This window comes from Mucilaginibacter sp. BGA-UO-ETr-C110 (genome assembly GCF_059567985.1).
Genome location: NZ_JCAQPB010000002.1, coordinates 647,676 through 670,036, shown reverse-complemented (window position 1 = coordinate 670,036; position 22,361 = coordinate 647,676). Strand labels below are relative to the sequence as shown.

Sequence of the window (22,361 nt, the reverse complement as noted above, 5' to 3'; positions counted from 1 at the left end):
TAACACAAAAGAGCCTTTAGTATGATAAGTTAACTATAGGCATAAATAAATGCTAAATCGAGTTATTTTAGGTAGTTCTTTATTAAAACCCCACAAAAAAAATCGCCCATTACGGGCGATCTCTCTATTATTTATATATTTGGGGAGTTGAATATTAATCCATTAATTATTTATCAGCTTTTTAATTTATTGTCCCCTGTTATAGGAAAAACGCTGGCCTCCCCGGTTATCGTTGCTATGGTTATCTGAACGTTGGCCACCCCAGTTGCCACGATTGTGGTTACCATTGTTATTATCTCTGCCACCCCAGTTGCCACGGTTCTGGTTACCTCTGTTCCATCCACCGTTGTTGTTTTGGTTTGATCTGCCACCCCAGTTACCGCGACCATAGTCGCCTCTGCCCCATCCGCGGTTATCACGGCTTGAGTAAGCGTAACCTCCGTTATACCTGTTGTCAAAACGATGACCCCAATTGGCGCGACCACCAGCGTAACCACCCCACCTTGACCTATAAAGATCATGGTGCATATAAGGTCTTGGAGAGCGTACTTCGTATCTTGCAGCACTACGCCAGTTATAGTTACGGTATGCGCCTGGTAAATAAGCTGCGGTTACCCATGAATTACCATCGTTATAATAATAGCAATGCCTTGGTACAGAATAATAAGCCTCAACTTCGGGCAGATAGTAGTAATCATCATCACCATTGTAGTCGGCAGGTACATTATCATCGTCATAAACAGGGGTTTCCTGCACAACAACAGGCTGTGGCGCTGGTGCATAAACGTGGCGCACCGGTATATTAAAACCTAAGTGGATAGATATTTGTGCATCGGCGGTTTTGGCATAAAATAATCCGCTTGCTGCTATTGCTGATAATATGATTAACTTTTTCATGTTTGTTAAATTTTATACAGTTAGGACGATAAACAATAGCAATGGTTTAACAGTACAACTATTTTAGGAACAAGGAGCATGGATAAGAAAATCCTTGTTCCTTGTTCTTTACTCCCAAAAACGCTGATTATGTCATAGCATTACTACAAAACAGATTTGGGTATTCCCTGTATATTTATTTAATTTGATAACCATTAATCAACTGCCATGAAGAACAGAAAATTACTCTCCGTATTACTGCCTGTGGCAGCAATAGCGGGGTTCATATTATTTAACGCCTGTAAAAGCGGCGGGCCTGCTAATAACGGCAAAGATTCCCTTAACACTACTACCCCAACCACTGATGGTGGAGCCGGATTAAAACTACCTGCAGGCTTTAATGCCGCAGTTATTGCCGACAAACTGGGTGGTACCCGTGAAATAGCAGTAACCCCACAGGGTGATATTTATGTTAAACTTAACCGTGCAAAAAACGGCAAAGGCATTTTATTCCTGCACCAGGAGGGTGATAAAGCAACCGTAAAAACAGGCTTTGGTACCTTTGGCGGGACGGGTGTGTATGTTAAAAACGGTTACCTGTATGCGTCATCTGACGAGGAGGTTTTTCGTTATAAATTGAATGCTCAGAACGAAGTGGTCAGCCCTGATCAGCCTGAGAAAATAGTTACCGGTTTGCTGAGTCGCCGAGAGCATGAAGCTAAGGCTATCACCCTTGATAATGATGGCAATCTGTACGTGAACATCGGCGCTTACTCCAATGCCTGTCAGATAGAGGATCGTAAAAAAGGTTCACCAGGTCAAAAAGGCTGCCCTATTTTAGACTCTGCAGGCGGTATATGGCAATTTAAGGCCGATAAGCTTAACCAACATTATGGCGACGGCGTACGTTATGCTACAGGCCTTCGTAATGTGGTTGGTTTCGACTGGAACCAGCAAAACAACCAACTATTTGTAATGCAACACGGCCGCGATCAGCTACATGATCTTTTCCCGGATATGTTTACCACCAAACAATCAGCCGTTTTACCGGCCGAATGTATGTATGCCCTCAAAAAAGGTGATAACGCCGGCTGGCCTTATATGTACTATGATCAGGAGCAGCACAAAAAGATCTTAATGCCCGAATATGGCGGCGATGGCAAAAAAGAAGGCGGTCAGGATGCTATTGATCCTGTTGCTGCTTTCCCGGGCCACCTTGCCCCTAACGGCTTGTTATTTTACACCGGTAACCAATTCCCCGAAAAATATAAGAATGGCGCTTTCATCGCATTTCATGGTTCCTGGAACCGTGCGCCAGAACCGCAGGCGGGTTACTTCGTGGTATTTCAGCCGTTTAAAGATGGCAAGCCAAGCGGTGAATGGGAAGTATTTGCCGATGGCTTTGCAGGTACCGCAGCGCAAACTGCATCTGGTCGTGCAGAGCACCGCCCATGCGGGTTAGCACAAGGCCCCGATGGCTCACTTTATGTAACAGACGATAACCAGGGAACTATTTACAAAATAACTTATAAAAAATAATGGACTTTAAAAAAGCCCCCCTAATCATATTCGCATCAGTATTGTTTACCGTAACCGGTTTACAAGCCCAAACCAGGCATAAGGCCAAAGCTCATGTAAAGCATACAACAGTTGGTTTGAAAGCATCGATTGCAGCCGGTCAGAAGGTATTTACCCAGTATTGTGTATCCTGCCACCAGGCTGATGCTTTGGGTGTGCCCCACATGAATCCACCCCTGGTTAAAACAACCTATGTTTTGGGCGATAAAACCAAACTGATCAAAATTGTGCTGAACGGTTTTAACGAAGATGTAGAGATCAATGGCGAAACTTACTCCAACAGTATGGCCTCGCACGATTTCTTGAAAGACCGGGAAATTGCCGATGTGCTTACCTTTGTGCGTAACAGCTTCGGCAATAAGGCCTCTGCCATTACCGCTGCCCAGGTGAAAGCCGTACGGGCGACTAATAAAAAGAGCTAAAGGCTTAAACAACAAAAGCGGGTATACCCGCTTTTGTTGTTTAAGTTATTTTAAAGTCCTCTCCTTTGGAGAGGATTTAGGTGAGGCTCTTTACTCCGTTATCTGATACGTATAAGCCAAAGTTTGTTTCATTTTTGACTTTACCCGTTTCAGGCTCAATTCAATATCTACCTTTTCGTTATTTTCGGTTACCTCCATAAACGCCTTCTGATAAGCATCCAGCGCTTTTGTCCATTGCTTGTTCTTTTCATAGAACAAGCCAAGCAAATTATATATCCCGGCAGCGTCAACACCCTGTGTGTTTAAAGCTTTGGTTGATATGGTATTCACCAGTTTCTCCATATTCAGAAAAACCAACAGATCAAGGTAATGGCTATAGTTATCCGGGAAAGCTGGCTCCAGCTCCATGCAGGTTTTGAAATGATAGCCTGCGGTTTGGTAATCCTTGATCTCGTAATAATATATCATCCCCAATTGGTGATGGGCGCGTGCGTATAATGGGTCGTTGCTAATTATCTCGTTCAGTAATTTAAGGGCTTTGGGCGTTTTCCCGTATGATATTTTATCGATAGCCTGCAGATACTTTTCTTCGATAGTATAATAAGTGTTCATAAATTTTAAAATTGCAAAAGCTCACTTGCAGCAAGCATAAATTGAATAAATAATGATGTAATAAATTCTGTCCGTGGCAATAGCGTTTTCTAAAACGGACTGGAGAAGAGTATCATTGATGCACAACCCTTCTGCCGGGCCACCATGGGCCACATCATATTTTTAAAGCAGAATGAATTATTAAACAGCATCATTTATTTTTTTTACAAAATTACACTTATTGATCGAAATTGCAAAATGAGGAGCAAATGCGAGATGAGAGACGCAAATATGCGTCTCTACGTTTTCCATTTTCATGTAAAGACGCATATTTGCGTCTCCAAATTCAGAGAGCCTTAAGCAGCAATCGCGGCCTTAGATCCTTCGATCAAAAAGTTATTCTTCAATTCTTTTTCTGATACGATCACGCTGAAATCATCATATTTTACGCCATGCTCCAAAGGATACAGAGTGTAGCCTCTTTTTAAAGCATCGTATATGCCCAGTTCAAATATTTCGTCTTGTTTTTTTCCTTTTATCTTGGCGCCGCTCACTAACTGGTAAGCGTCGAGTATGGATTCAAAATTGTTAGTCTTCATAATGCACAACACCATACAATTACTTTGCCATTTTTTAAGCAAACCAATCAAAAAGGTCATTTTGCTTTAAATCTGACTTTTGTTTGTTGTTCAAATCCCTTAGCACCAGCCCTTCGCTCATTTGGATGATCCGTGTGCCGTAATTATAGGCATCCTTGAGGTTATGGGTGATCAATATGGCAGTCAGTTTAAAATCTGCGATCAGTTTATCGGCCGTACGCATCACCACCTCTGCGGATCGCGGATCAAGCGCGGCTGTAGGCTCATCCAGCAATAATACCTTACAACTATCCATCACACTCATCAACAGCGTTAGAGCCTGGCGCTGCCCGCCTGAGAGCGTACCCATAGATTGCTCTACCTTATTCTCCAAGCCCATACCCAGCGTGGCTATCTTTTCTTTAACTTGTTGCTTAAATTTATCATTAACACCGATAGATAAACCTTTGGCCTTTGTGCGTATGGCGGCCAGCCTGAAATTGTCCAGAATACTCAGATCAGATGCCGTACCGCTTACCGGGTTCTGGAACACCCGGGCGATCCATTGGCTGCGGCGATAATCAGGCAGCTTGCTGACGTTATTTTCATCTATACTAATGCTCCCTGTATCCGGGAACACACTTCCTGCTACTAAATTAAGCAAGGTAGTTTTACCCGAGCCATTGGAACCTACGATCACCAGGAATTCACCTTCTGCAATATTCAGGGTGATGCCGCTAACTGCGTTAACCTGGTTGGCCTTACCCTTATTAAAAACCTTATGTACGTCGTTTATCGCTATCATGATGATCGGAGTGATGATAAACGGGGTAAACTAACTATCAGCAATACAAAAACAGCGGTAACTATTTTAAGCATATTCGGGTCGATGCCGATGGCCAGCGTAAGCGCCAAAACCAGCTGAAATACCACGGCCCCGCTCAGCACCAGAATTAAACTGAGCCAAACACTGGTAATACGGAGCCAGTTGATCAGCGATTCGGCAATAATTACCGAGCCCAAGCCCACGATCACGATGCCTATACCCATGTTGATATCGGCAAAATCCTGCGATTGGACAAAAAAGTAGCCGCTCAGGGCTGTCAGCGCGTTAGCCAATGCCAAACCGGTGATCTTCATCCTGTCGGTATTAACGCCCAGCGCCCTGATCATGGATTCGCTGTTGCCCGTTGCCCGCATGGCTATGCCAAAATCTGTTTTGAGCAGGTAACCGATCAAAAAAGTGATCAGCACCACAAATACCAGCAGGATCCAAAATGTATTCTGGTTAGGGTCGGCAACTATCAGCACCGACGAGAACAATGAAGGAAAGTTACTCAGAGGTATATTAGAACGCCCCATGATAGTCAGGTTTACCGAAAAAAGAGCCGTCATGACCAGGATACCGGCCAGCAAAGCGTTTATTTTTAGCTTGGTATGGATCAGGCCTGTTAATGCACCCGCTACACCACCGGCTATGATCACCGCCGGTAAAATAACATACGGCGACTGGTGGTGCGTCAACATCACAGCCGTAACCGCTCCACCCAGCGTATAACTGCCATCGGTAGTAATATCCGGGATATTAAATATCTTCATGGAGATATAAATACCCAGCGCCAAAGCCGCATAGCAAAGTCCCAGTGTTACCGTGGTAAGATAAAAATCCATTTATTTAACAGCCTCAAAATTTGAAGGCACCGTAAGGTTGTATTTTTTGGCCGCGGCAGCATTATATACCCTTTTCCTGATCTTCACCATCTGCGGCGCCAGGCCAATTGTTTTATGGTTTTTCAGGAAGTAGGCGGCCTGTTCGCCTACCTGGTAGCCCCATTGGTAAATATCAGCACCAAAAGCAGCTACAGCACCACGTTGTACCAGGCCAGCTTCGCTGGTAAATATGGGTACATTCTTTTGGTTGCAGCTTTTCAAAATGGTCTCAAATGATGCGAAAACGGTATTATCTGGATTGGCAAAAAAAGCATCAATGTTCCTATTTAGTAGGGATTGCGTAACCAGCTGTGCATCTGCCGAAGAATTTAAAGGCAGGGCTACAATGGTTATATTTTGCTTTTCGGCCAGCGACTTGATGCGGTTTAGTGCATCTGTCGACTGTGGCTCCGATTGATTATAGATCATACCGATCACCAGTTTAGCACCCTTTGGTTTCAGCAGTTTAGGGATAATAGCAAACGAAGTATCAATATAGTTCAGATCTTCCAACGCACCAAACAAATTAGCAGGAGCTTTGCCATTGGCATCAAGCACTTTCATCCGTTCGGGTACTGGCGATACCATGGCAAAAATGGGTATGGTTTTGGTTTTTTGTATTGCCGTAACCGTAGAAAGGGTTGTACAGGTAGCCAGCAGATCAACATTTTCAGAAACAAAGTGATTAACGATCTGGGTTAGTGTTGGTATATTGCCCTGGGCATTGCTGTACTCTATCTGCACTGTTTTTTTAGCCTCGCTAAAGCCCTCTTTTTTCAAAGCATCAGTAAAACCGGCGCGAGCCTGCGATATGGTGGCATCCTCAAATGCATCCACAAAACCAACCACGGGTACATCGGTCGACTTTGGTTTTGGTTTACACGATACAATCGAGATCAATAAAAAAGCTATAGGTAGATATTTAAAAAACTTCATTTTACTAAGTTATGTAATTGCCCATAAAGGTAAAAGCAGAACGGCAAAAGGTGAAATTAGTTTTACAAACCCTGCAGGCTCACCAACTCTTCAATGAACCCCACTTGCGCCGGGTTGATCTTCACTTTAGCTATGTCTACATCAAACCATTCCGCCCTATCCACCTCGGGGAATGACTGTTGCCTGCCCGAACGTGGCGGCCATTCCATTTCAAACTGGTTGCTTTTAATAGTCAGGTGGTCTATATCACCTTCTACGACCCAGGCATGTACCTTTTTACCGCCCTTTTGGATGATCGGGTTTAGGGGGACGAATTTACCAATGATGGACTGCCCGGTTTCTTCCTCAAATTCGCGTTTGGCGGCTTCCAACGGATCTTCGTCATCCAAAAATTCACCTTTGGGGATCGACCAGCCGCCATCATCTTTATTTTTAAAGAAAGGGCCGCCGGGATGCACCAGGAAAACCTGTAGTTTGCCTTCAGTTTTTCGGTATAATAGTATTCCGGCGCTTTGTTTAACCATGGTTAATATTTAAAAGCAAGTTAATAAAAGGGTAAGGTATTATGATTATTTTTATATCAAACAATGCTATTTATATATGACTGACAACCGCTGGACAACTTTTAAACTAACCGCAGATTTTAATACCAACGTCCGCAATATTTACGAGGCCTGGGCCACTCCTGCCGGGCTCGAAAGCTGGTTTTTACGCCAGGCTGATTTTTATACCATAGTTGGCCGTCAGCGCGAAAAAGACGAGTTCATCAGTAAGGAAGATACCTACTCCTGGTACTGGCATGGCTTTGACGATGATACGGTCGAAAACGGACAGGTACTGGAAAACAATGGCTCCGACCTGCTCAAATTTACTTTTACCGGCGGCAGCATTGTAACCATTGACATCCAGAACAAATACGGAATGACCCTGGTTGAACTTACCCAGGAAAACATCCCCCTGGAAAATGACCCGGCAAAAAACTTGTATGTGCAATGCCAGCTCGGGTGGACATTTTACCTCACCAATCTAAAATCAGTAATTGAGGGTGGTAAGGACCTGCGTAATAAAAGGGTTGATGTAGCCACCAGTTTTAAATAGTCTACGGTTCGTAAAACTTTTTAAACCTTAAATTTTAACACTTTTCTGGTCTAAAACAGCTTAAAAAGAGCTCAAAACTGATTGAAAAACATCCATTTTAACACTTTTTAACAAATTTCAACATGATTTTGATGTGTTTTGAAAGGTTTAAAAAGTATTAATTTATTGATAATCAAATAATTACATGCTATCTGGTCGATTTTTGGCCTTGTTTTTCTCTTAACTAAACAGCCCGGTTCTCTTATAAAAAGACAACCGGGCTCTATTGTAAATATACTAAAATATTGGGGTATATCAAAGCCCTTTAGAACCTGGCCTATGCGATTACTATAAGTGGCAACGAACCCTAGATCAGCTTTAATTGATATCGCTAAATGTGTATATTCACAATCTAAATTGTATGGCAACAATTTTTACAAATTTTAAAAGCATAATTGGTAGGATAATAATTCTACTTACTTTCCTTATAGCCATCTATTTAATTGTTTATTATGGCATAATAATGAACAAAGCTAAAAATGGAATTGCGCTCTTATATTCATTAACCCTATTATTAATTTACTTTTCCATTAACATAGGTCTTTCATTTTTTGGAATAATTAAAGTTGAAATAAATAAACAATTAGGACAAATAACGTTGATCCGTTTTTTTTCAAAAAAAACAATTTCAGCATCTGAAATTGCAGGCTATTATGAATCAGTTTATAATACAAAGCATGGGACTTCAATTGGTAGAATTATTAAAACAAAGGATAATAAAATTAAAGAACTTAATCCCGGAAATCTAAACGATGTTATTATGATTGACGAATATCTAGATAGCTCATCAATTGAGTTTTTGGGTAAAAAAAGATCATTTTATCCTTTAACTTCAGGACTCTAATACTAAAAACAATATTTTCAAAACCAAAGTAGTGCGTGATCACATAAAGCAGTACAAGGCATAGTAGGACAATCCTGTCGGATACCTGCTCTTGACCGTAGGGGCAGGTACGTTTTTTTTGTTGTTAAGCTTATCTGTTGACAGGGAAAGAAAATATCAGCATCTTCAAATCCCCTCCTTCCGCCGCAGGCGAAGAGAGGAGGGTCGAGCGAAGCGATGATCGGGTGAGTCGTTTCGTTAAATTTCAAACTTCCCTGACAAAAAACATCTATAATATTCTTTAGCTTTGGTGCTCATCAAAAAACTCCCCCTTTAGGGGGTCAGGGGCATATGTTTACAGGAATTATAGAAACTTTGGGTAAAGTGACCGATCTGCAGCAAGAACAGGGCAATTTACATATTACCGTTGAATCGGCTATTTCGCATGAGTTGAAGATCGACCAGTCGGTTGCTCATAATGGGGTTTGTTTAACGGTGGTAGCGCTGGCCGATGGCCTGCATGTGGTTACCGCTATTGAAGAAACACTAAACAAAACTAGCCTGAGCCATCTGAAAGTGGGCGAGCCTGTAAACCTGGAGCGCTGTATGCAAATGAATGCCCGGCTCGATGGCCATATCGTTCAGGGCCATGTTGACCAAACCGCTGTTTGTATTGCCTTTAAGGAACTCGATGGTAGTTGGGAATACACTTTTGAATACGACGCCGCTATCGGCAATGTCACTGTCGAAAAAGGATCTATCTGTGTTAATGGTATCAGCTTAACCGTGGTCAATTCCAAAGCCAACAGCTTTTCTGTAGCTATTATCCCCTACACTTTTGAACATACCAACCTGCATAACATCCGTGAAGGCTCGGTGGTTAACCTGGAGTTTGATATCATTGGCAAATACGTAGCCCGGCTCATGCAACGTTAACGCGCCAGTTCGTCCAATCTCGATTTGGAATAGGTCACATACTTCTGCTGCTTTTCGGGCGGTTTGCTGTCTGTGTACTTTCTGTAGTACTTTAAAGCAAGCGACTTGTTTTTAAGCTCAGTATCATAAATCGAAGCCAGCAGGTAATACAATATCGGTTTCTCCGAAAACTGCAGCGCTTTTTGATAGGCCCAAACGGCCTTTTGATATTTCTTGCGTACCTCATAGCTATCTGCCATTTCCGCGTAATAATCTCCAATGTTGGGAGATATCCCCTCTTTAATGGCATTGTCCAGATTTTGGATGGCTTTGGGCTGATCTTTAAGCGCTTTGTACGCCAGGGCAGCTACATAAAAGCTGGTTTCGGTCTGTTCCATCATATTGAGATCGGCAAAGGTTTCTACACTGCAGGCGTAGCTTTTGAGATTGTAGTAGGCCACTCCCAGCTTGGTTAACACATAACCCGAACGGTTGCCCAGGTCTATCAGTTTTAAACAGGTCTTTTTTGTTTCTTCGAACTTATCCTGCGACGAAACCAATTTGAGGAGGCTTTGTAATAAGATCATATTGTCGGGATCCTGGGCAATAGCACCATTCAGTACCTTTTCGGCCTCAGGGTACTGTTTCAGGTTTACATACTGATCGCTCAAATCGGATGCAACATCGGGTTCGGCCGGATTCAGCTTATTGGCTTTCTGCAGATAATAGATCATGTTCACAAAATCGGCTTTATCAGCAGCAATTTTGCCCAGTTGCTTATACACCAAAAAATTGGTGCTGTCCTTTTGGGCTATCATTTTATAATAAGTTTCGGCCTTTACATTATTACCCCGGCGCAGATTAATGGCACCCAGGCTAAATAAGGCCACGGTATTGGTGGAGTCAGTATTGTATATCCGCAGATAGTATCCTTCCGCATCGGGAAGCCGCCCCGCCATTTGCGATGTATAAGCCAGTTTGCCCAGTACGCGGATATTATTTACCGGTTCGGGATATGTTTTTTTGAGATAGTCGGCCGCTTCGGCAAAGCGCTGGTTTTGGTAATAATCAAGCAATAAGGAGTCATTTACAGCCGGTTGTTGCTGCGCTTTTGCCCCTACCGATAAACAAAAAACAAGCAAAACAGACAATGCAAGGCTTTTCATACAACTAATGTTTTAGTTTTAAACTAAAGTATTAGTTATTTGCAAATAATCCAAATTCTAAACAATTTTTATTTTTTAGAGTTAATGAGGTATACTTTAAATTAAAAAACACAACAGTATGGATAAGTTAAAGAAGTTTGGACTGATGGAGAAAATTGTCCATGAATTGGAAGACCTGAAGAATAGTCAGCAGGCTATTATCACCAAGCTGGCTAAAATTGAAGTAGATAATATAGAACTGGGCAATAAAAGACTGGAAAAGGACCTTCCGGATATGCACCAGCGCGTAGCCGACAACCTGGACAATATTGCGAGCATCCTGGAAGATTTTGCTAACCAGACAGATGATTTCAGCGACAAGAACAACATCCAGGCGCTGAAAGAACAAGACGCCATCAACAAACTATAAAAAATTCAGGTCCCCGGAAACGGGGATCTATTTTTTTGCAGCCTTTGCTGCATCCTGATTGTATTTTTTAATGGCTTCGTAATAGTTTTTTGTTTTAGCGTATCCAAAAGCATCAGCGTTTTGCTCAACCATGGGCATTAAATTTTCGGCAGAAACTTGTAATATGGGACCATCTCCTTTTTGGATGCCTACCAATGTTTCCGGCATAAACTTAGAACCATCTTCCTCGCTTAATACCGAATAAGCATTAATAGGCCCGGATATTACTTTAAACATCCAGCAGCTGTCTTTTGCTACACCCTTATACCATTTATCATCAATCACCCCACCTCCGGCAAGATTACGTTCAATGCTCAAGGTTTCGTTGGCATATATTTTCTTGATCCTGTTCGGATCAGTTTTAGGAAGATTCCTGTCTAAAAACAACAAGTAGTTTTTATGCTTAGTAGTATCTAAGTATATTTTTGAGTAAACCTGCCTTTTAGAGCTATCGGCCATGGTTATTACATAAACGTAGTCGTAATTATAGCTTCCATTCTTCTGGTTAAAAAAGGACATATTCATCCTGTTTTGCATTTGCATCCGCATTTGTGATTGAGTAAACTGCTTGTTCCATATATTATTAACAGCATTCATTCTCGCATTCATATTCTGTGCAGATACTTGCCGGGTAAACAGGGTTAATAAGACAAGCGTAAGGCAGGTATACAGTGGCTTCATGTGATAAAATTAGATGGCCTAAAACTGCATTTTTAATTGGATATAAACAAATCTTACTATGCGCTCTTCCGCTGCTGCCGCGGGTTTCTAACCCGTGGTTTAGATGGTTTCAGCTTAAAGATAAAACAGGGGTATCATGGAGCCCCGTCGAACCATGGCGGGTAAGGCCCCTACGCGAGTCTTCGACAGGCGCAGACTGACCAGGCCTTTTATATTCTACAATACGTCATGAGTAAGAACGAAGGATGTTCTTCAATAAGTATATCGCAAAATAGATGCTTCAATCATTCAGCATGACAAGGGAATATAATAACTTAGTATCAACCAAAGTTAACCAATCTTAAAACTATTAAATCATGAAAAAACTAACCCTGCTGCTTACCTTCATGGTAACTGTTTTCGCCTGCGCAACAGTGCGCGCCCAGGTTACTACCGATCAAATAGTTGCCGAATGGCAGCGCGCCAAAAACTTCACCAAAACCTACCTGGATGCCATGCCCGATGATGGTTACAGCTTTAAACCAACCCCCGAAATGAGATCCTTTGCCGGGCAGATGCTACATTTAACAGATGCCAATTATTTTTTCGCTTCATCGGTAAGCGGCAAAGCAAGTCCGCTTGGAAAAACATCAGCCGAAAAAACTGTTGAGCAAACAAAAGCCGCTACTACCAAAGCAGTAATGGACAGTTACGATTTTGTGATCAGCTCGATACAGGGCATGACCCCTGCCCAGCTACAGGAAAGCATGAAATTTGGCGGTAAAGATCTGCCAAAGGCTATTGTTTTAGGTAAAGCTTTTGAACATCAGACACACCACCGCGGTCAAGCTACGGTTTATCTGCGCTTAAAAGGGGTAACGCCTCCACCAGAAATGTTATAAAGTATACTATGATAAACCAAAAAGGCCCGGCTATTGAAGCCGGGCCTTTTTGGTTTATCTTTTACCTGCCGATTATTGGTATTGTATGTAAATAGGCGCGGGTTTTAGGTTTAAAATTTCTTTGGGGGTAAGCATGCGGTGAGGCACATTCTTGATGTCGTTTTTATAGAATAACTTAAAGCCGGTAAACTGTACAGGTTCCTGGGCTATGAAATATTTGTAGGTGCCTTTTTTCAGATCGGGGCCGCCCCAGCCGTCCATATCCATCACTACCTGTACCTCGTTACGCAATTTGATATCCTTATAATTGGTTACCATGCGTTTGGTAAAGCGGTGGATCACAAATATTTTGGGCGGCAGGTTGTATTTTTTTACCAGGCCGCTTAAATAACCGGTTACATAATTAATATCGTCGGCATCAAAAGTACCTATACGTTTGCCGGGCACACTCCCCTCTTTCATAGAAAATTCCGGGTCGATGCCCAGGTGTACGTTGGGCATTTTCATATATTTTTCCAGCAAGGGCAGTTCGGTCTGCATGGTGCTGAAACCTACCTGTATATCTAAAAACACAATAGCATTGATCTGTTTGGCCATGTCCAACACCTTGTCGATCTCTCTAAAAGGCATCCGTAAATTATGCAACCCGTTTCTACCGGCATCTGCCTGGGCAGTTACACAGATATAATGGAGTGCGGGTACAACTGGTGTAAGGGTATCGGCTTTTTCCCATACTTTAACTTCGCCTTTGAGCTTGGCCAGCATCTCTTTGGGCGCGTATTCGCCCAGTACGCCCATATTTTTGGAGTACATATTACCATAATAAGCTACAATGCGGTTGAAGGGCAAAATAGCACCAGGCAAAGGATATGGCGCTTTTTTCACGGGCCATCTGCCGGTTTGATCGCCATTGGCCAGGCGTTTCATCAGCGAATCATATTGCAGGGTATCCAGTGTGGGGGCACTTTTTAAGGTAGTGTCTTTATGGATATAATGAAGGTCATTTGCATAAACCCCATTTAAAGTAAGAGTCAAAAGACAAAAGACAAGAACCAGGAATCTACTTTTTTCAGAACATAACACTTTTTTCTTGATTCTTGACTCTAATATCCTGATTCTCATTATTTGTTTTTTGTTAACAATGTCTATTATTCGATACTCTTACCCTTCATAGCGGTGCTGATGGCCTGATCCATCAGGCGCTCGGCAAAGGGTCTTGTAAACTCATTGATCTCATCAATACGTTTCAGGATGAGGTCTTTATCACCAGATACCAGCGACTCTTTCAGGGCCACCAGGTGTTTATGTGTTTCTGCAGACTCTGCAACCGTAACGTAATTACCGTTCTTTTGCAAAAAGCGTTCCACCACGTATACCGTTTGTTCGCCTTCGGTACGAGCCTCAATCAGCATGCGCTGGGCTACATCGTCTTTGGCGTGGGTTATACTGTCCATCAGCATCTGTTCTACCTGCTCATCGGTAATGCCATAAGTAGGTTTTACTTCTACTTCCTGTTTCACGCCCGAGCGCAGTTCAATCGCCTGTATGGTCAATATACCATCGGCATTCAGTAAAAAGTTGATATCCACCTTGGGGAAACCCGCCGGCATCGATGGGATACCTTTCAGGTTAAACTCCGCCAGTTTGCGGTTTTCTTTGATCAGATCGCGCTCACCCTGGTAAACGGCAATCTTCATGTTCACCTGCCCATCAATGGAGGTGGTATATTGCCTGCCGCCTTTGGTAGGTACTTTGGAGTTACGCGGGATGATCACATCCATTAAACCGCCCATGGTTTCGATACCTAATGACAGCGGTGTAACATCCAGCAATAAAATATCTTTACGGTTACCGGCCAAAATATCGGCCTGTATAGCAGCGCCCAGGGCCACCACTTCATCAGGATTCACATCATCATGTACCGGGCGACCAAAAAATTCAGCCACCATTTTTTTAACCAATGCTGTACGGGTTGATCCCCCAACCATAATCACTTCGTCGATCTCTTTGATGGTTAGTTTAGCGTCCTTCAGCGCGTTTTTGCAAGCGGTGATGGTTTGCTGTACCTTAGGCATGATCAGCTCTTCGAAAGTAGTACGATCAAGCGTACACCAGATATCCCCTATCTTTTCATTGAACAGGCTCTGGTGCGCAAAGGCTTTTTTAGCTTCCTCGGCCTTCAGTCGTAACTGTTGAGCCAGTTCGTTATTGGCAATGATCTCAGCTTTGTTCAGCTGGTTTTTCTCAATCCAGTGATCAACAATCAGGCGGTCAAAATCGTCGCCGCCTAAAAAGGTATCCCCATTGGTGGCCAGCACTTCAAAAATGCCGTTCTGTATTTGTAGTATGGATACATCAAAAGTACCACCACCCAGGTCATACACAGCAATGGTTTTGGTTTCTTCGGGATCAAGACCAATACCATAGGCTAAGCTCGCGGCAGTTGGCTCGTTCACGATGCGTAATACATCCAAGCCAGCCAGTTTACCGGCGTCACGTGTTGCCTGGCGCTGCGAATCATTAAAATAGGCAGGCACAGTGATCACCGCACGGTTCACCGGGGTTTTCAGCGCGTGTTCAGCACGGGCTTTTAATTCTTTTAATATCAGTGCCGATAGTTCTATCGGGGTATAAAATTTATCACCAACCTTAATCTTCACCAGGCTTTCGGTATCGTCGTCGATAACTTTGTAGGAGAAAAAGTCTTTATAATTTTCAATATCATGGTAACTGCGGCCCAGCAGGCGTTTTACCGAGAAAACGGTATTCTGCGGATCGGTTATCAGAAACTCTTTAGCCTCGTTACCTACCAAAACATCACCGGTTGGCCCGAAATGCACAACAGAAGGCACCAGGACACCTTTACCCGTATCATTAATAACCCGCGGATCTTTATCAGGGTTGATGAATGCCACTAAGGAATTGGTGGTACCCAGATCGATACCCACAATAATATCTTCTTTTTGTATGGAACCTGTTGCCAGGTTGATAGAAACTTTAGCCATGGTAGTCAATTAACAAGCCGCAAATGTACTTAGTTTTGAGGGATGGTGTGTCTTTTGAATGTGTAATTTTGTCCGAACCACGATTTATGGGATTAAGGGATTCCAGGATTTTAAAATCAAAGAATCCTATAATCAAGAAAATCATGGTTCAAATAACTACGCCGCCAAAGATTCCGCCGACCTAACCCTCGCCTCAACTACGATTAACGACAATAACAGTATCAGACCCATGGCAAAAAAGCCATCGAGCATCAGGGCAGAATCGCGCATTTCATGGGTCACTGATTCTACAAAACCGAATGCGAACAGGCCCACAACGATCGATAGTTTTTCGGTAACGTCATAAAAACTAAAATAGGAAGCCGTATCCGGGATATTGGCTGGGATATACTTAGAAAATGTTGATCGTGATAATGACTGTACGCCCCCCATAACCAGTCCTACCACTACCGCAGCGGCATAAAACTGGTGGGCATTGGCCACAAAATAAACACTGCCGCATATCAGGCACCAGATACCAACTATACCCGCCAGCACTTTGGTGTTACCATATTTAGCCGACATCTTAGCGGTTATAGCCGCACCGATGATAGCCACTATCTGTATAAGCAGAATGATAATGATCAGATCTTCCTCAGGCATTTTTAGTTCTTTGGCTCCAAAATTGGCAGCCACCAGTAAAATGGTTTGTACTCCTACTGAGTAAAAGAAAAAGGCGGGCAAAAACCGTTTTAATAAAGGCAGCTGCTTTACTTTTCGCCAAACCTTGCCCAGTTCCTTAAATCCGCCGGTTAACACATTATATTCATGCGAACCTGCGTTAGGCTGACCTTTGGGCAACATATAAAAAGCGATGAACGAAAAACCTATCCACCAGATACCTACTATGAGGAATGACAAACGTGCCGCCACGTCATCGGTAATACCAAATGTTTTGGGCGATAATACAAATACAAAACAAAGCACCTGCACCACAATACTACCAGCAAAGCCGTAGATAAAACCTTTTGCACTCACGGCATCCTGCTGGTCAAGTGTGGCTATTTGCGGCAGATAGGAATTATAGAACACAAAACCACCACAATACCCTATCGATGCCAAACCATAGCAGATCATACTGAACGTGAAGGTGTTCATCGTGAAAAAGAACATACCGGCACATGCCAGGCTCCCCATCCAGGTGAACAATTGCATGTATAACTTTTTATGTCCCTTATAATCGGCAATGGACGTTAATATGGGCAGGATAACTACTATAATAAGATAGGACAAGCCTAATACATAAGTAGATAGCACCGTGTTGATGTACCGATGACCAAAAAAGGTAACCATAGCACCCGGATTTTTATCCTGGGTAATAGCCACATAATAAGCCGGGAATATGGTAGATAGGATCACCATATTATAAGCCTGATTGGCCCAATCAAACATGGCCCAGGCCCAAATGGTTTTCTTGTTGTTTTTTACTGTTTCCATTAAAGGGTTGAACGATTATTTTATCCCGTAATGATCATTCATCAGTTTTACAAATATGGAGCCCGGCAGTATGGCTTTAAGTGTAGGCACAATAGTTTGACCCAATGCCCCTACCAGGTAGTTATGCGCCGGTTTTGATTTGGCCACAATTTTACACACCTGATCGGCTACTTTACTGGCTTCGCCGCCAATGCTTTCGTCTTTTTCCATGCTGGCTACGGCTGCTTCAAATTCTTTTTTCAGCTGCTCATTTGGCAGGGTAAAAGGTACCTTTTCGCGGCTGCCTGTAAAATCGGTTTTAAAGTCGCCCGGGTTTACCACTGCAACTTTAACGCCAGTATTTTGCAACTCCATGCGCAGGCTTTGTGAATAGCCTTCAATAGCGAATTTTGAGGCGCTATATAAACCCTGGTACGGCAAACCAAACAAACCCGCTAATGAACTGATGTTGATCACCAGGCCTTGTTTTTTCTCAATCATACCGGGTAATACGGCACTGTTTACACGTACCACACCAAAAAAGTTCACTTCGAACTGTTTTTTTGCATCATCAACCTGCACGGCATACAAAGGCGCGGCAATACCGTTACCTGCGTTATTTACGACCACATCTATACGGCCTTCGGCTTTGAGGATGGTGGCAATGGCCGCGTTTACCGAGGCATCATTAGTAACATCCATCTCCAGGGGAGTAAACGATACATTGCTGATGCGTTTCAGGTCGCGACTGGTGCCGTAAACTGTATGCCCCTGGGCCGATAGCGCACTGGCTGTAGCCAGGCCCAAACCAGATGATGCTCCGGTTACTAAAATTATTTTCTTCATTTTATTGATTAATATCTTGTGCTTTACGTTCGACTTTCGAGCCGTGAAAATAGGATTTTATCAGGTTATAAATTTATAAATATTGCACATTAAAGAAAGTATTGATCATGCAAAGGATTTATCATTTTTTAATTAAATTTTGTTTTCCAAAAGAAAGTCTATACTTTAGTCATCAGATGATATGATGATGACCATTATCCAGAAAAGGTCTCTTGCCGAAGAAGTTGCCGAACAATTGCGAAAAGCTATTGCCACGGGCAAATACAAAACCGGTGAACAGTTACCTATCGAACCCGAACTGATGAAACAGTTTGGTGTGGGGCGGTCATCTGTACGCGAGGCTATCCGCATCCTGGCTAACTCCGGGTTATTGCGGGTACAGCAGGGTGTGGGTACATTTATTGAAGCCCCGGCCGGCATCAACGAACCCTTTCATCAGCGTTTAAAACGGGCCGAGGCTCATGACCTGGATGAGGTGCGCCAGTTACTTGAAATGAAAATAGCGGAAAAAGCCGCTGCCAACCGTACCGAAAAAGACCTGGAAAAAATAAAAGCCAAGCTGGATAAACGTACAGCCATGGCGCACGGTGGCTCGATGGAAGATTGTATAGAGGCCGATATCGAATTTCACATGAGCATTGCCGAGGCTGCCGGCAACCCTATCCTGACCGATCTGTATCAATCATTTTCCATACAACTCAAGAGTTGGTTCCTGAAAATATACCCAGATGTTACCATATTCCAGGATACACTTCACGCTGAGCTTTATGAAAGCATTAAAAACCGCGACGAGAAGAAGGCCTGGGACTGCATTACACAAATAATACAACGATAAATTTTTTTTACCTTTAATCATCAGATGATATGACGAATGAATCTTTAGTCGAACCACTGGAACAAACCAAAACTATAGCCGAAAAAACAGTTTACTCTATCCTTTTCACCATCAGCCTGTCGCATTTACTGAATGATATGCTGCAATCTGTTATACCATCCATTTACCCGCTTATTAAAACCAGCTATCATCTGAGCTTTAGCGATATTGGTTTGGTAACCTTAACTTACCAGCTATCGGCCTCTTTGCTGCAACCTTTTGTGGGGATGTATACCGATAAAAAGCCCAAACCATATTCGTTACCCATAGGTATGGGTTTCACCTTATCGGGCCTGATATGCCTGGCATTTGCTCCGGGCTTTTACTCGATACTCGTGGCAGTGGCTCTCATTGGCGTCGGCTCGTCCATATTCCACCCGGAATCATCAAGGGTTGCGCACCTGGCGTCGGGCGGCAAACGCGGACTGGCACAATCCATATTTCAATTAGGGGGCAATGCCGGCAGCGCGCTTGGGCCATTACTGGCGGCCTTAATTGTGGTTCCTTTTGGACAAAGCAGTGTGATGTGGTTTTCATTAGTCGCTTTACTGGGCATTATCATTTTAATTTACATAGGCAACTGGTATAAAGCTTCTGCCCTGCCTAAAACTAAAACAGCGCATGTGGTTGTAGCCAGCCATAAGCTATCTCCCAGGCGTATCTCTATTTCATTGGGGATTCTTATTGTGCTTATTTTTTCGAAATACTTTTATCTGGCCAGTATCACCAGCTATTACACCTTTTTCCTGATCGATAAATTCCATTTGAGCGTGCAAAGTTCGCAGCTTTATTTATTCGTATTCCTGGCTGCGGTTGCAGCGGGTACCCTTTTAGGTGGCCCTTTGGGCGATCGTTTCGGGCGTAAGTATATCATCTGGATCTCGATACTCGGTGTGGCGCCATTTACCCTGATACTGCCTTACGCCAATTTATTCTGGACAAGCATTTTATCCATACTTATTGGTGTGATCATATCTTCGGCATTCTCGGCTATTTTAGTTTATGCCCAGGAGCTGATGCCAGGGAAAGTGGGTACGATAGCGGGCTTATTTTTCGGCTTTGCCTTTGGTATGGGTGGCTTAGGGTCGGCTATTTTGGGTAAGCTGGCCGATAGCACCAGCATTAGCTATGTTTTCCATGTATGTGCTTTTCTGCCTCTCATTGGTATACTTACCGCCTTTTTACCCAACCTTGAAGTAAAAAAGAAAAAACTGGCCTAAGCTATCAGTTGAATTAGCAGGCAGCTATTCCAAAAAACAAATCCCCGGACAGATTATGTCCGGGGATTGTACTTTGTAGGTAGTGCAAACAGTAATCAGGTTTCAGATGTAGGGCTAACTTATTTTCTAAGTGTAAGAATAATTAAAGCCGTATTCAATAAAAGCAAAGCCGGTTGGGCAATGGTGGTAATGTTCTGTAATTTATCATTACGTATAGCGCGCCTGTTTTGTTCCACATAAATGATATCCTGATTTTGGATAATGGTTTCGGGATTTGATAAAGAAGCCACATCATCAAGGTCAACCTCAATAATCTGTTTACTTTGCAACCCTCCGCCCCTCACTATCCTCACCTTTTTTTCGTTACCTTTTTCGGTAAGTCCGCCTGCTTCGCCCAGTATTTCCATCAGGGTGGTTTCATCTTTCAGTAAGGGGTAATTGCCCGGTCTTTTTACTTCCCCTACCAATGTAGCCTTCAAATTGATCACCTTCACCTCTATAATTGGATTTTTAAGCACATTTTTCCGGTACAGATCGTCCAGTTTATTTGATGTTTCCAGTCTTGATAAACCCGCTACCTGTACTCGTCCTATTACCGGTAGAGCAATAGTACCATCGCTTTCAACCTGATAATCCAATGCCTGGGTACTACCTCCGGATGATGCCTGATCTGTACTGCTAGCGGCGCTGGCCTCGTCGGTAATTAATTTAATGCTCTGCAAATTCCGGACCCGCAAAATATCGCCAGCCTTAATTTTATACTCGGCGATCTTGTAATCGTCCATTTTCACAGGGGCGGCCTGGGCTTTGGAGTTTTGTTCAAAATAGGCCTGGTTCTGTTTGTATGAACATGAACCCAAAAGCATAGTAAGGGCGCTTACCGCAAAAAGTACCGGTAAATAGCTTAGTAATCTATTAATTCGCATTGATCTATAAATTTTCTAAAAGGAATGATACTTCAGGATTAACCGTTTTGGGTTGATAAACTTTCCCGCGTTCTGCCAGGATCGATTCAAAATGATCTGCATATAAATCGATGATCTTGTCGCAGGTATAAAGCTCTGTTATTTTTTGTTTGTTGTTCTCCATTAACTGGATAAAGCGAGCCTCGCTTTTGTTACCGGTAAGCAGGTGGAACACAACATCATCGGTATCTGTAAAATACAGGGCATCGTTTTCCAGAATGGCACGGTTAAATTTATTATCATTTGAGCAGATGAGACTGTTTGATGCCATAGCCTCTAACAGCGATGGATTGGTACCGCCCACAGTATGACCATGAAAATATAAGTTAGAATAATATCTCAAATTATTGAGTTTACTCATATTATATATACCACCACAGAATTTAATATTATGATAATAAGCAAATTTAGCTTTTAAATAAGTACCAAAATCATTATCTGTACTACCCACCACTAAAAACTCACGGTTGGTATCAGCCTTAACTACTCCATCTAGAATGGTTTCGATACTATTCTCTGGCTCCATGCGGGCAACCAGCATGTCGTATTGGTTGGCTGTCAATTTAAACTCATCCAATACCGAGGGATCGGGTTGGTCAAATATATCGGCCCCATAAGCTATATAGGTCGATTTTTTATTGTACTTGTTCTCAATGTATCTTTGGATCTCTACAGAATCAGCTATCAAATGATCGCTGTAGCGTACGGCCAGTTTTTCGGCAAATCTTAAAAACGACTGAACAGGTTTGGAGTATTTTGACCTTTTCCATTCCAGCCCGTCCATATTGGTAGTAACCACGGAGTTTCTGGGTAAAAGCCAACCCCATACGGAGCTGCTGGTATATCCCAATTGAAGAATAATGTCAAACTTTTTTTTCTTTAAATCTTTTATGCAGTTATAGTCGTATAAAAACTGACCCGCTGTTCCCAGTTTGAACTCCGGGTCGTAACAGTGGCATATCTCGACAGAATTCCAGGTTTTTTCCTGGTACGGATGGTTATGAGAATTATAAACAACTACCTCATAACCCTTTTTGACCAAGCCCGCAGCCAAGTATTCAGCGCATTGTTCAAAACCGCCGTAATGGTTCGGAATACCCCTGGTCCCAATGATAGCTATACGCATAATAATATATATTTAATATTTTAATCAATAATTGATCAATATTTTAGGGCTCTGGTCATCAGTATATTTCTTCTGATCGAACCATGTATAATTATACGTAGAAACACAGGCAAAAGCTTCGTTTATAA

At 42.8% G+C, this 22,361-nt stretch carries 24 protein-coding genes; 9 read left to right on the top strand and 15 right to left on the bottom strand.

Features of this window, described 5'->3' with window-relative positions; all coding sequences use genetic code 11:
* Positions 1–186: 186 nt before the first annotated feature.
* Positions 187–897: a hypothetical protein gene (locus AC57BQ_RS04270; protein ID WP_496405087.1), complete on the bottom strand. Its 711-nt coding sequence runs from the start codon at positions 895–897 to the stop codon at positions 187–189.
* A 207-nt stretch (positions 898–1,104) separates the two neighbouring features.
* On the opposite strand from AC57BQ_RS04270, the gene AC57BQ_RS04265 reads away from it, so the two are divergent.
* Both AC57BQ_RS04265 and AC57BQ_RS04260 read left to right on the top strand, forming a co-directional pair.
* Positions 1,105–2,415 carry a PQQ-dependent sugar dehydrogenase gene (locus tag AC57BQ_RS04265; protein WP_496405086.1) on the top strand — a complete coding sequence of 437 codons (1,311 nt, stop codon included), beginning with the start codon at positions 1,105–1,107 and terminating at the stop codon, positions 2,413–2,415.
* Positions 2,415–2,876 carry a c-type cytochrome gene (locus tag AC57BQ_RS04260; protein ID WP_496405085.1) on the top strand — a complete coding sequence of 154 codons (462 nt, stop codon included), beginning with the start codon at positions 2,415–2,417 and terminating at the stop codon, positions 2,874–2,876. Before AC57BQ_RS04265 ends, AC57BQ_RS04260 begins: the two co-directional genes overlap by 1 nt.
* A gap of 90 nt (positions 2,877–2,966) precedes the next feature.
* Here AC57BQ_RS04260 and AC57BQ_RS04255 read toward each other — a convergent pair whose 3' ends face one another.
* The 6 genes from AC57BQ_RS04255 to AC57BQ_RS04230 form a co-directional block, all read right to left on the bottom strand.
* Complete coding sequence (locus tag AC57BQ_RS04255) at positions 2,967–3,488, bottom strand: tetratricopeptide repeat protein (RefSeq protein ID WP_496405084.1); 522 nt, start codon at positions 3,486–3,488, stop codon at positions 2,967–2,969.
* A gap of 335 nt (positions 3,489–3,823) precedes the next feature.
* Positions 3,824–4,066 (bottom strand): hypothetical protein, encoded by a 243-nt coding sequence (locus AC57BQ_RS04250; RefSeq protein ID WP_496405083.1) that lies wholly within the window; start codon positions 4,064–4,066, stop codon positions 3,824–3,826.
* A 34-nt stretch (positions 4,067–4,100) separates the two neighbouring features.
* A complete protein-coding gene (locus AC57BQ_RS04245; protein WP_496405082.1) occupies positions 4,101–4,850 on the bottom strand; it encodes an ABC transporter ATP-binding protein in 750 nt (249 codons plus the stop codon).
* On the bottom strand, positions 4,847–5,716 hold the full coding sequence (locus AC57BQ_RS04240) for an ABC transporter permease (protein WP_496405081.1): 870 nt from the start codon (positions 5,714–5,716) through the stop codon (positions 4,847–4,849). The genes AC57BQ_RS04245 and AC57BQ_RS04240 overlap by 4 nt, the downstream gene beginning before the upstream one ends.
* A complete protein-coding gene (locus AC57BQ_RS04235; RefSeq protein WP_496405080.1) occupies positions 5,717–6,691 on the bottom strand; it encodes an ABC transporter substrate-binding protein in 975 nt (324 codons plus the stop codon).
* Positions 6,692–6,753: 62 nt separating this feature from the next.
* Positions 6,754–7,215: an NUDIX hydrolase gene (locus AC57BQ_RS04230; protein ID WP_496405079.1), complete on the bottom strand. Its 462-nt coding sequence runs from the start codon at positions 7,213–7,215 to the stop codon at positions 6,754–6,756.
* 76 nt (positions 7,216–7,291) lie between these two features.
* On the opposite strand from AC57BQ_RS04230, the gene AC57BQ_RS04225 reads away from it, so the two are divergent.
* From AC57BQ_RS04225 to AC57BQ_RS04215, 3 genes are all read left to right on the top strand, one after another.
* Complete coding sequence (locus AC57BQ_RS04225; RefSeq protein WP_496405078.1) at positions 7,292–7,789, top strand: SRPBCC family protein; 498 nt, start codon at positions 7,292–7,294, stop codon at positions 7,787–7,789.
* A gap of 400 nt (positions 7,790–8,189) precedes the next feature.
* Positions 8,190–8,672 carry a hypothetical protein gene (locus AC57BQ_RS04220; RefSeq protein ID WP_496405077.1) on the top strand — a complete coding sequence of 161 codons (483 nt, stop codon included), beginning with the start codon at positions 8,190–8,192 and terminating at the stop codon, positions 8,670–8,672.
* Positions 8,673–9,002: 330 nt separating this feature from the next.
* Positions 9,003–9,587, top strand: coding sequence for a riboflavin synthase (locus AC57BQ_RS04215; RefSeq protein ID WP_496405076.1), 585 nt, complete (start codon positions 9,003–9,005; stop codon positions 9,585–9,587).
* Here AC57BQ_RS04215 and AC57BQ_RS04210 read toward each other — a convergent pair.
* On the bottom strand, positions 9,584–10,732 hold the full coding sequence (locus AC57BQ_RS04210; RefSeq protein ID WP_496405075.1) for a tetratricopeptide repeat protein: 1,149 nt from the start codon (positions 10,730–10,732) through the stop codon (positions 9,584–9,586). The two genes, AC57BQ_RS04215 and AC57BQ_RS04210, sit on opposite strands and share 4 nt — an antisense overlap.
* Positions 10,733–10,850: 118 nt before the next feature.
* Between AC57BQ_RS04210 and AC57BQ_RS04205 the strand changes: the two genes are divergently transcribed.
* Positions 10,851–11,141, top strand: coding sequence for a hypothetical protein (locus AC57BQ_RS04205; protein ID WP_496405074.1), 291 nt, complete (start codon positions 10,851–10,853; stop codon positions 11,139–11,141).
* A gap of 27 nt (positions 11,142–11,168) precedes the next feature.
* Here the strand turns inward: AC57BQ_RS04205 and AC57BQ_RS04200 are convergent, their stop codons facing one another.
* Entirely contained in the window at positions 11,169–11,861 is a 693-nt protein-coding gene (locus tag AC57BQ_RS04200; protein ID WP_496405073.1) for a hypothetical protein, read from the bottom strand.
* A 356-nt stretch (positions 11,862–12,217) separates the two neighbouring features.
* On the opposite strand from AC57BQ_RS04200, the gene AC57BQ_RS04195 reads away from it, so the two are divergent.
* Positions 12,218–12,742, top strand: a complete 525-nt coding sequence (locus AC57BQ_RS04195; protein WP_496405072.1) for a DinB family protein — start codon at positions 12,218–12,220, stop codon at positions 12,740–12,742.
* Between the two features lie 72 nt (positions 12,743–12,814).
* Here AC57BQ_RS04195 and AC57BQ_RS04190 read toward each other — a convergent pair whose 3' ends face one another.
* The 4 genes from AC57BQ_RS04190 to AC57BQ_RS04175 all read right to left on the bottom strand — a co-directional run bounded on the left by AC57BQ_RS04190 (position 12,815) and on the right by AC57BQ_RS04175 (position 18,048).
* Positions 12,815–13,777 carry a hypothetical protein gene (locus tag AC57BQ_RS04190; protein WP_496405071.1) on the bottom strand — a complete coding sequence of 321 codons (963 nt, stop codon included), beginning with the start codon at positions 13,775–13,777 and terminating at the stop codon, positions 12,815–12,817.
* Positions 13,778–13,890: 113 nt separating this feature from the next.
* A complete protein-coding gene (gene hscA / locus AC57BQ_RS04185; RefSeq protein ID WP_496405070.1) occupies positions 13,891–15,747 on the bottom strand; it encodes a Fe-S protein assembly chaperone HscA in 1,857 nt (618 codons plus the stop codon).
* Between the two features lie 156 nt (positions 15,748–15,903).
* Positions 15,904–17,223 carry an MFS transporter gene (locus AC57BQ_RS04180; protein WP_496405069.1) on the bottom strand — a complete coding sequence of 440 codons (1,320 nt, stop codon included), beginning with the start codon at positions 17,221–17,223 and terminating at the stop codon, positions 15,904–15,906.
* Positions 17,224–17,238: 15 nt separating this feature from the next.
* Complete coding sequence (locus AC57BQ_RS04175) at positions 17,239–18,048, bottom strand: SDR family oxidoreductase (RefSeq protein ID WP_496405068.1); 810 nt, start codon at positions 18,046–18,048, stop codon at positions 17,239–17,241.
* 181 nt (positions 18,049–18,229) lie between these two features.
* On the opposite strand from AC57BQ_RS04175, the gene AC57BQ_RS04170 reads away from it, so the two are divergent.
* Positions 18,230–18,883: a FadR/GntR family transcriptional regulator gene (locus AC57BQ_RS04170; RefSeq protein WP_496405067.1), complete on the top strand. Its 654-nt coding sequence runs from the start codon at positions 18,230–18,232 to the stop codon at positions 18,881–18,883.
* Positions 18,884–18,912: 29 nt separating this feature from the next.
* On the top strand, positions 18,913–20,142 hold the full coding sequence (locus AC57BQ_RS04165) for an MFS transporter (protein ID WP_496405066.1): 1,230 nt from the start codon (positions 18,913–18,915) through the stop codon (positions 20,140–20,142).
* A gap of 119 nt (positions 20,143–20,261) precedes the next feature.
* Here the strand turns inward: AC57BQ_RS04165 and AC57BQ_RS04160 are convergent, their stop codons facing one another.
* A complete protein-coding gene (locus tag AC57BQ_RS04160) occupies positions 20,262–21,068 on the bottom strand; it encodes a polysaccharide biosynthesis/export family protein (protein WP_496405065.1) in 807 nt (268 codons plus the stop codon).
* A 4-nt stretch (positions 21,069–21,072) separates the two neighbouring features.
* A complete protein-coding gene (locus tag AC57BQ_RS04155; protein ID WP_496405064.1) occupies positions 21,073–22,233 on the bottom strand; it encodes a DUF1972 domain-containing protein in 1,161 nt (386 codons plus the stop codon).
* Positions 22,234–22,361 lie beyond the last annotated feature (128 nt).

Excerpts from the sequence above, each read along its gene's own strand:
- AC57BQ_RS04240 (WP_496405081.1), bottom strand. The coding sequence starts at position 5,716 with ATGGATTTTTATCTTACCACGGTAACACTGGGACTTTGCTATGCGGCT.
- AC57BQ_RS04235 (WP_496405080.1), bottom strand. The coding sequence starts at position 6,691 with ATGAAGTTTTTTAAATATCTACCTATAGCTTTTTTATTGATCTCGATT.
- AC57BQ_RS04245 (WP_496405082.1), bottom strand. The coding sequence starts at position 4,850 with ATGATAGCGATAAACGACGTACATAAGGTTTTTAATAAGGGTAAGGCC.
- AC57BQ_RS04200 (WP_496405073.1), bottom strand. The coding sequence starts at position 11,861 with ATGAAGCCACTGTATACCTGCCTTACGCTTGTCTTATTAACCCTGTTT.
- AC57BQ_RS04230 (WP_496405079.1), bottom strand. The coding sequence starts at position 7,215 with ATGGTTAAACAAAGCGCCGGAATACTATTATACCGAAAAACTGAAGGC.
- AC57BQ_RS04155 (WP_496405064.1), bottom strand. The coding sequence starts at position 22,233 with ATGCGTATAGCTATCATTGGGACCAGGGGTATTCCGAACCATTACGGC.
- AC57BQ_RS04160 (WP_496405065.1), bottom strand. The coding sequence starts at position 21,068 with ATGCGAATTAATAGATTACTAAGCTATTTACCGGTACTTTTTGCGGTA.
- AC57BQ_RS04270 (WP_496405087.1), bottom strand. The coding sequence starts at position 897 with ATGAAAAAGTTAATCATATTATCAGCAATAGCAGCAAGCGGATTATTT.
- AC57BQ_RS04265 (WP_496405086.1), top strand. The coding sequence starts at position 1,105 with ATGAAGAACAGAAAATTACTCTCCGTATTACTGCCTGTGGCAGCAATA.
- AC57BQ_RS04250 (WP_496405083.1), bottom strand. The coding sequence starts at position 4,066 with ATGAAGACTAACAATTTTGAATCCATACTCGACGCTTACCAGTTAGTG.
- AC57BQ_RS04260 (WP_496405085.1), top strand. The coding sequence starts at position 2,415 with ATGGACTTTAAAAAAGCCCCCCTAATCATATTCGCATCAGTATTGTTT.
- AC57BQ_RS04175 (WP_496405068.1), bottom strand. The coding sequence starts at position 18,048 with ATGAAGAAAATAATTTTAGTAACCGGAGCATCATCTGGTTTGGGCCTG.
- AC57BQ_RS04225 (WP_496405078.1), top strand. The coding sequence starts at position 7,292 with ATGACTGACAACCGCTGGACAACTTTTAAACTAACCGCAGATTTTAAT.
- AC57BQ_RS04170 (WP_496405067.1), top strand. The coding sequence starts at position 18,230 with ATGATGATGACCATTATCCAGAAAAGGTCTCTTGCCGAAGAAGTTGCC.
- AC57BQ_RS04195 (WP_496405072.1), top strand. The coding sequence starts at position 12,218 with ATGAAAAAACTAACCCTGCTGCTTACCTTCATGGTAACTGTTTTCGCC.
- AC57BQ_RS04220 (WP_496405077.1), top strand. The coding sequence starts at position 8,190 with ATGGCAACAATTTTTACAAATTTTAAAAGCATAATTGGTAGGATAATA.
- AC57BQ_RS04215 (WP_496405076.1), top strand. The coding sequence starts at position 9,003 with ATGTTTACAGGAATTATAGAAACTTTGGGTAAAGTGACCGATCTGCAG.
- AC57BQ_RS04205 (WP_496405074.1), top strand. The coding sequence starts at position 10,851 with ATGGATAAGTTAAAGAAGTTTGGACTGATGGAGAAAATTGTCCATGAA.
- AC57BQ_RS04255 (WP_496405084.1), bottom strand. The coding sequence starts at position 3,488 with ATGAACACTTATTATACTATCGAAGAAAAGTATCTGCAGGCTATCGAT.
- AC57BQ_RS04165 (WP_496405066.1), top strand. The coding sequence starts at position 18,913 with ATGACGAATGAATCTTTAGTCGAACCACTGGAACAAACCAAAACTATA.
- hscA (WP_496405070.1), bottom strand. The coding sequence starts at position 15,747 with ATGGCTAAAGTTTCTATCAACCTGGCAACAGGTTCCATACAAAAAGAA.
- AC57BQ_RS04210 (WP_496405075.1), bottom strand. The coding sequence starts at position 10,732 with ATGAAAAGCCTTGCATTGTCTGTTTTGCTTGTTTTTTGTTTATCGGTA.
- AC57BQ_RS04180 (WP_496405069.1), bottom strand. The coding sequence starts at position 17,223 with ATGGAAACAGTAAAAAACAACAAGAAAACCATTTGGGCCTGGGCCATG.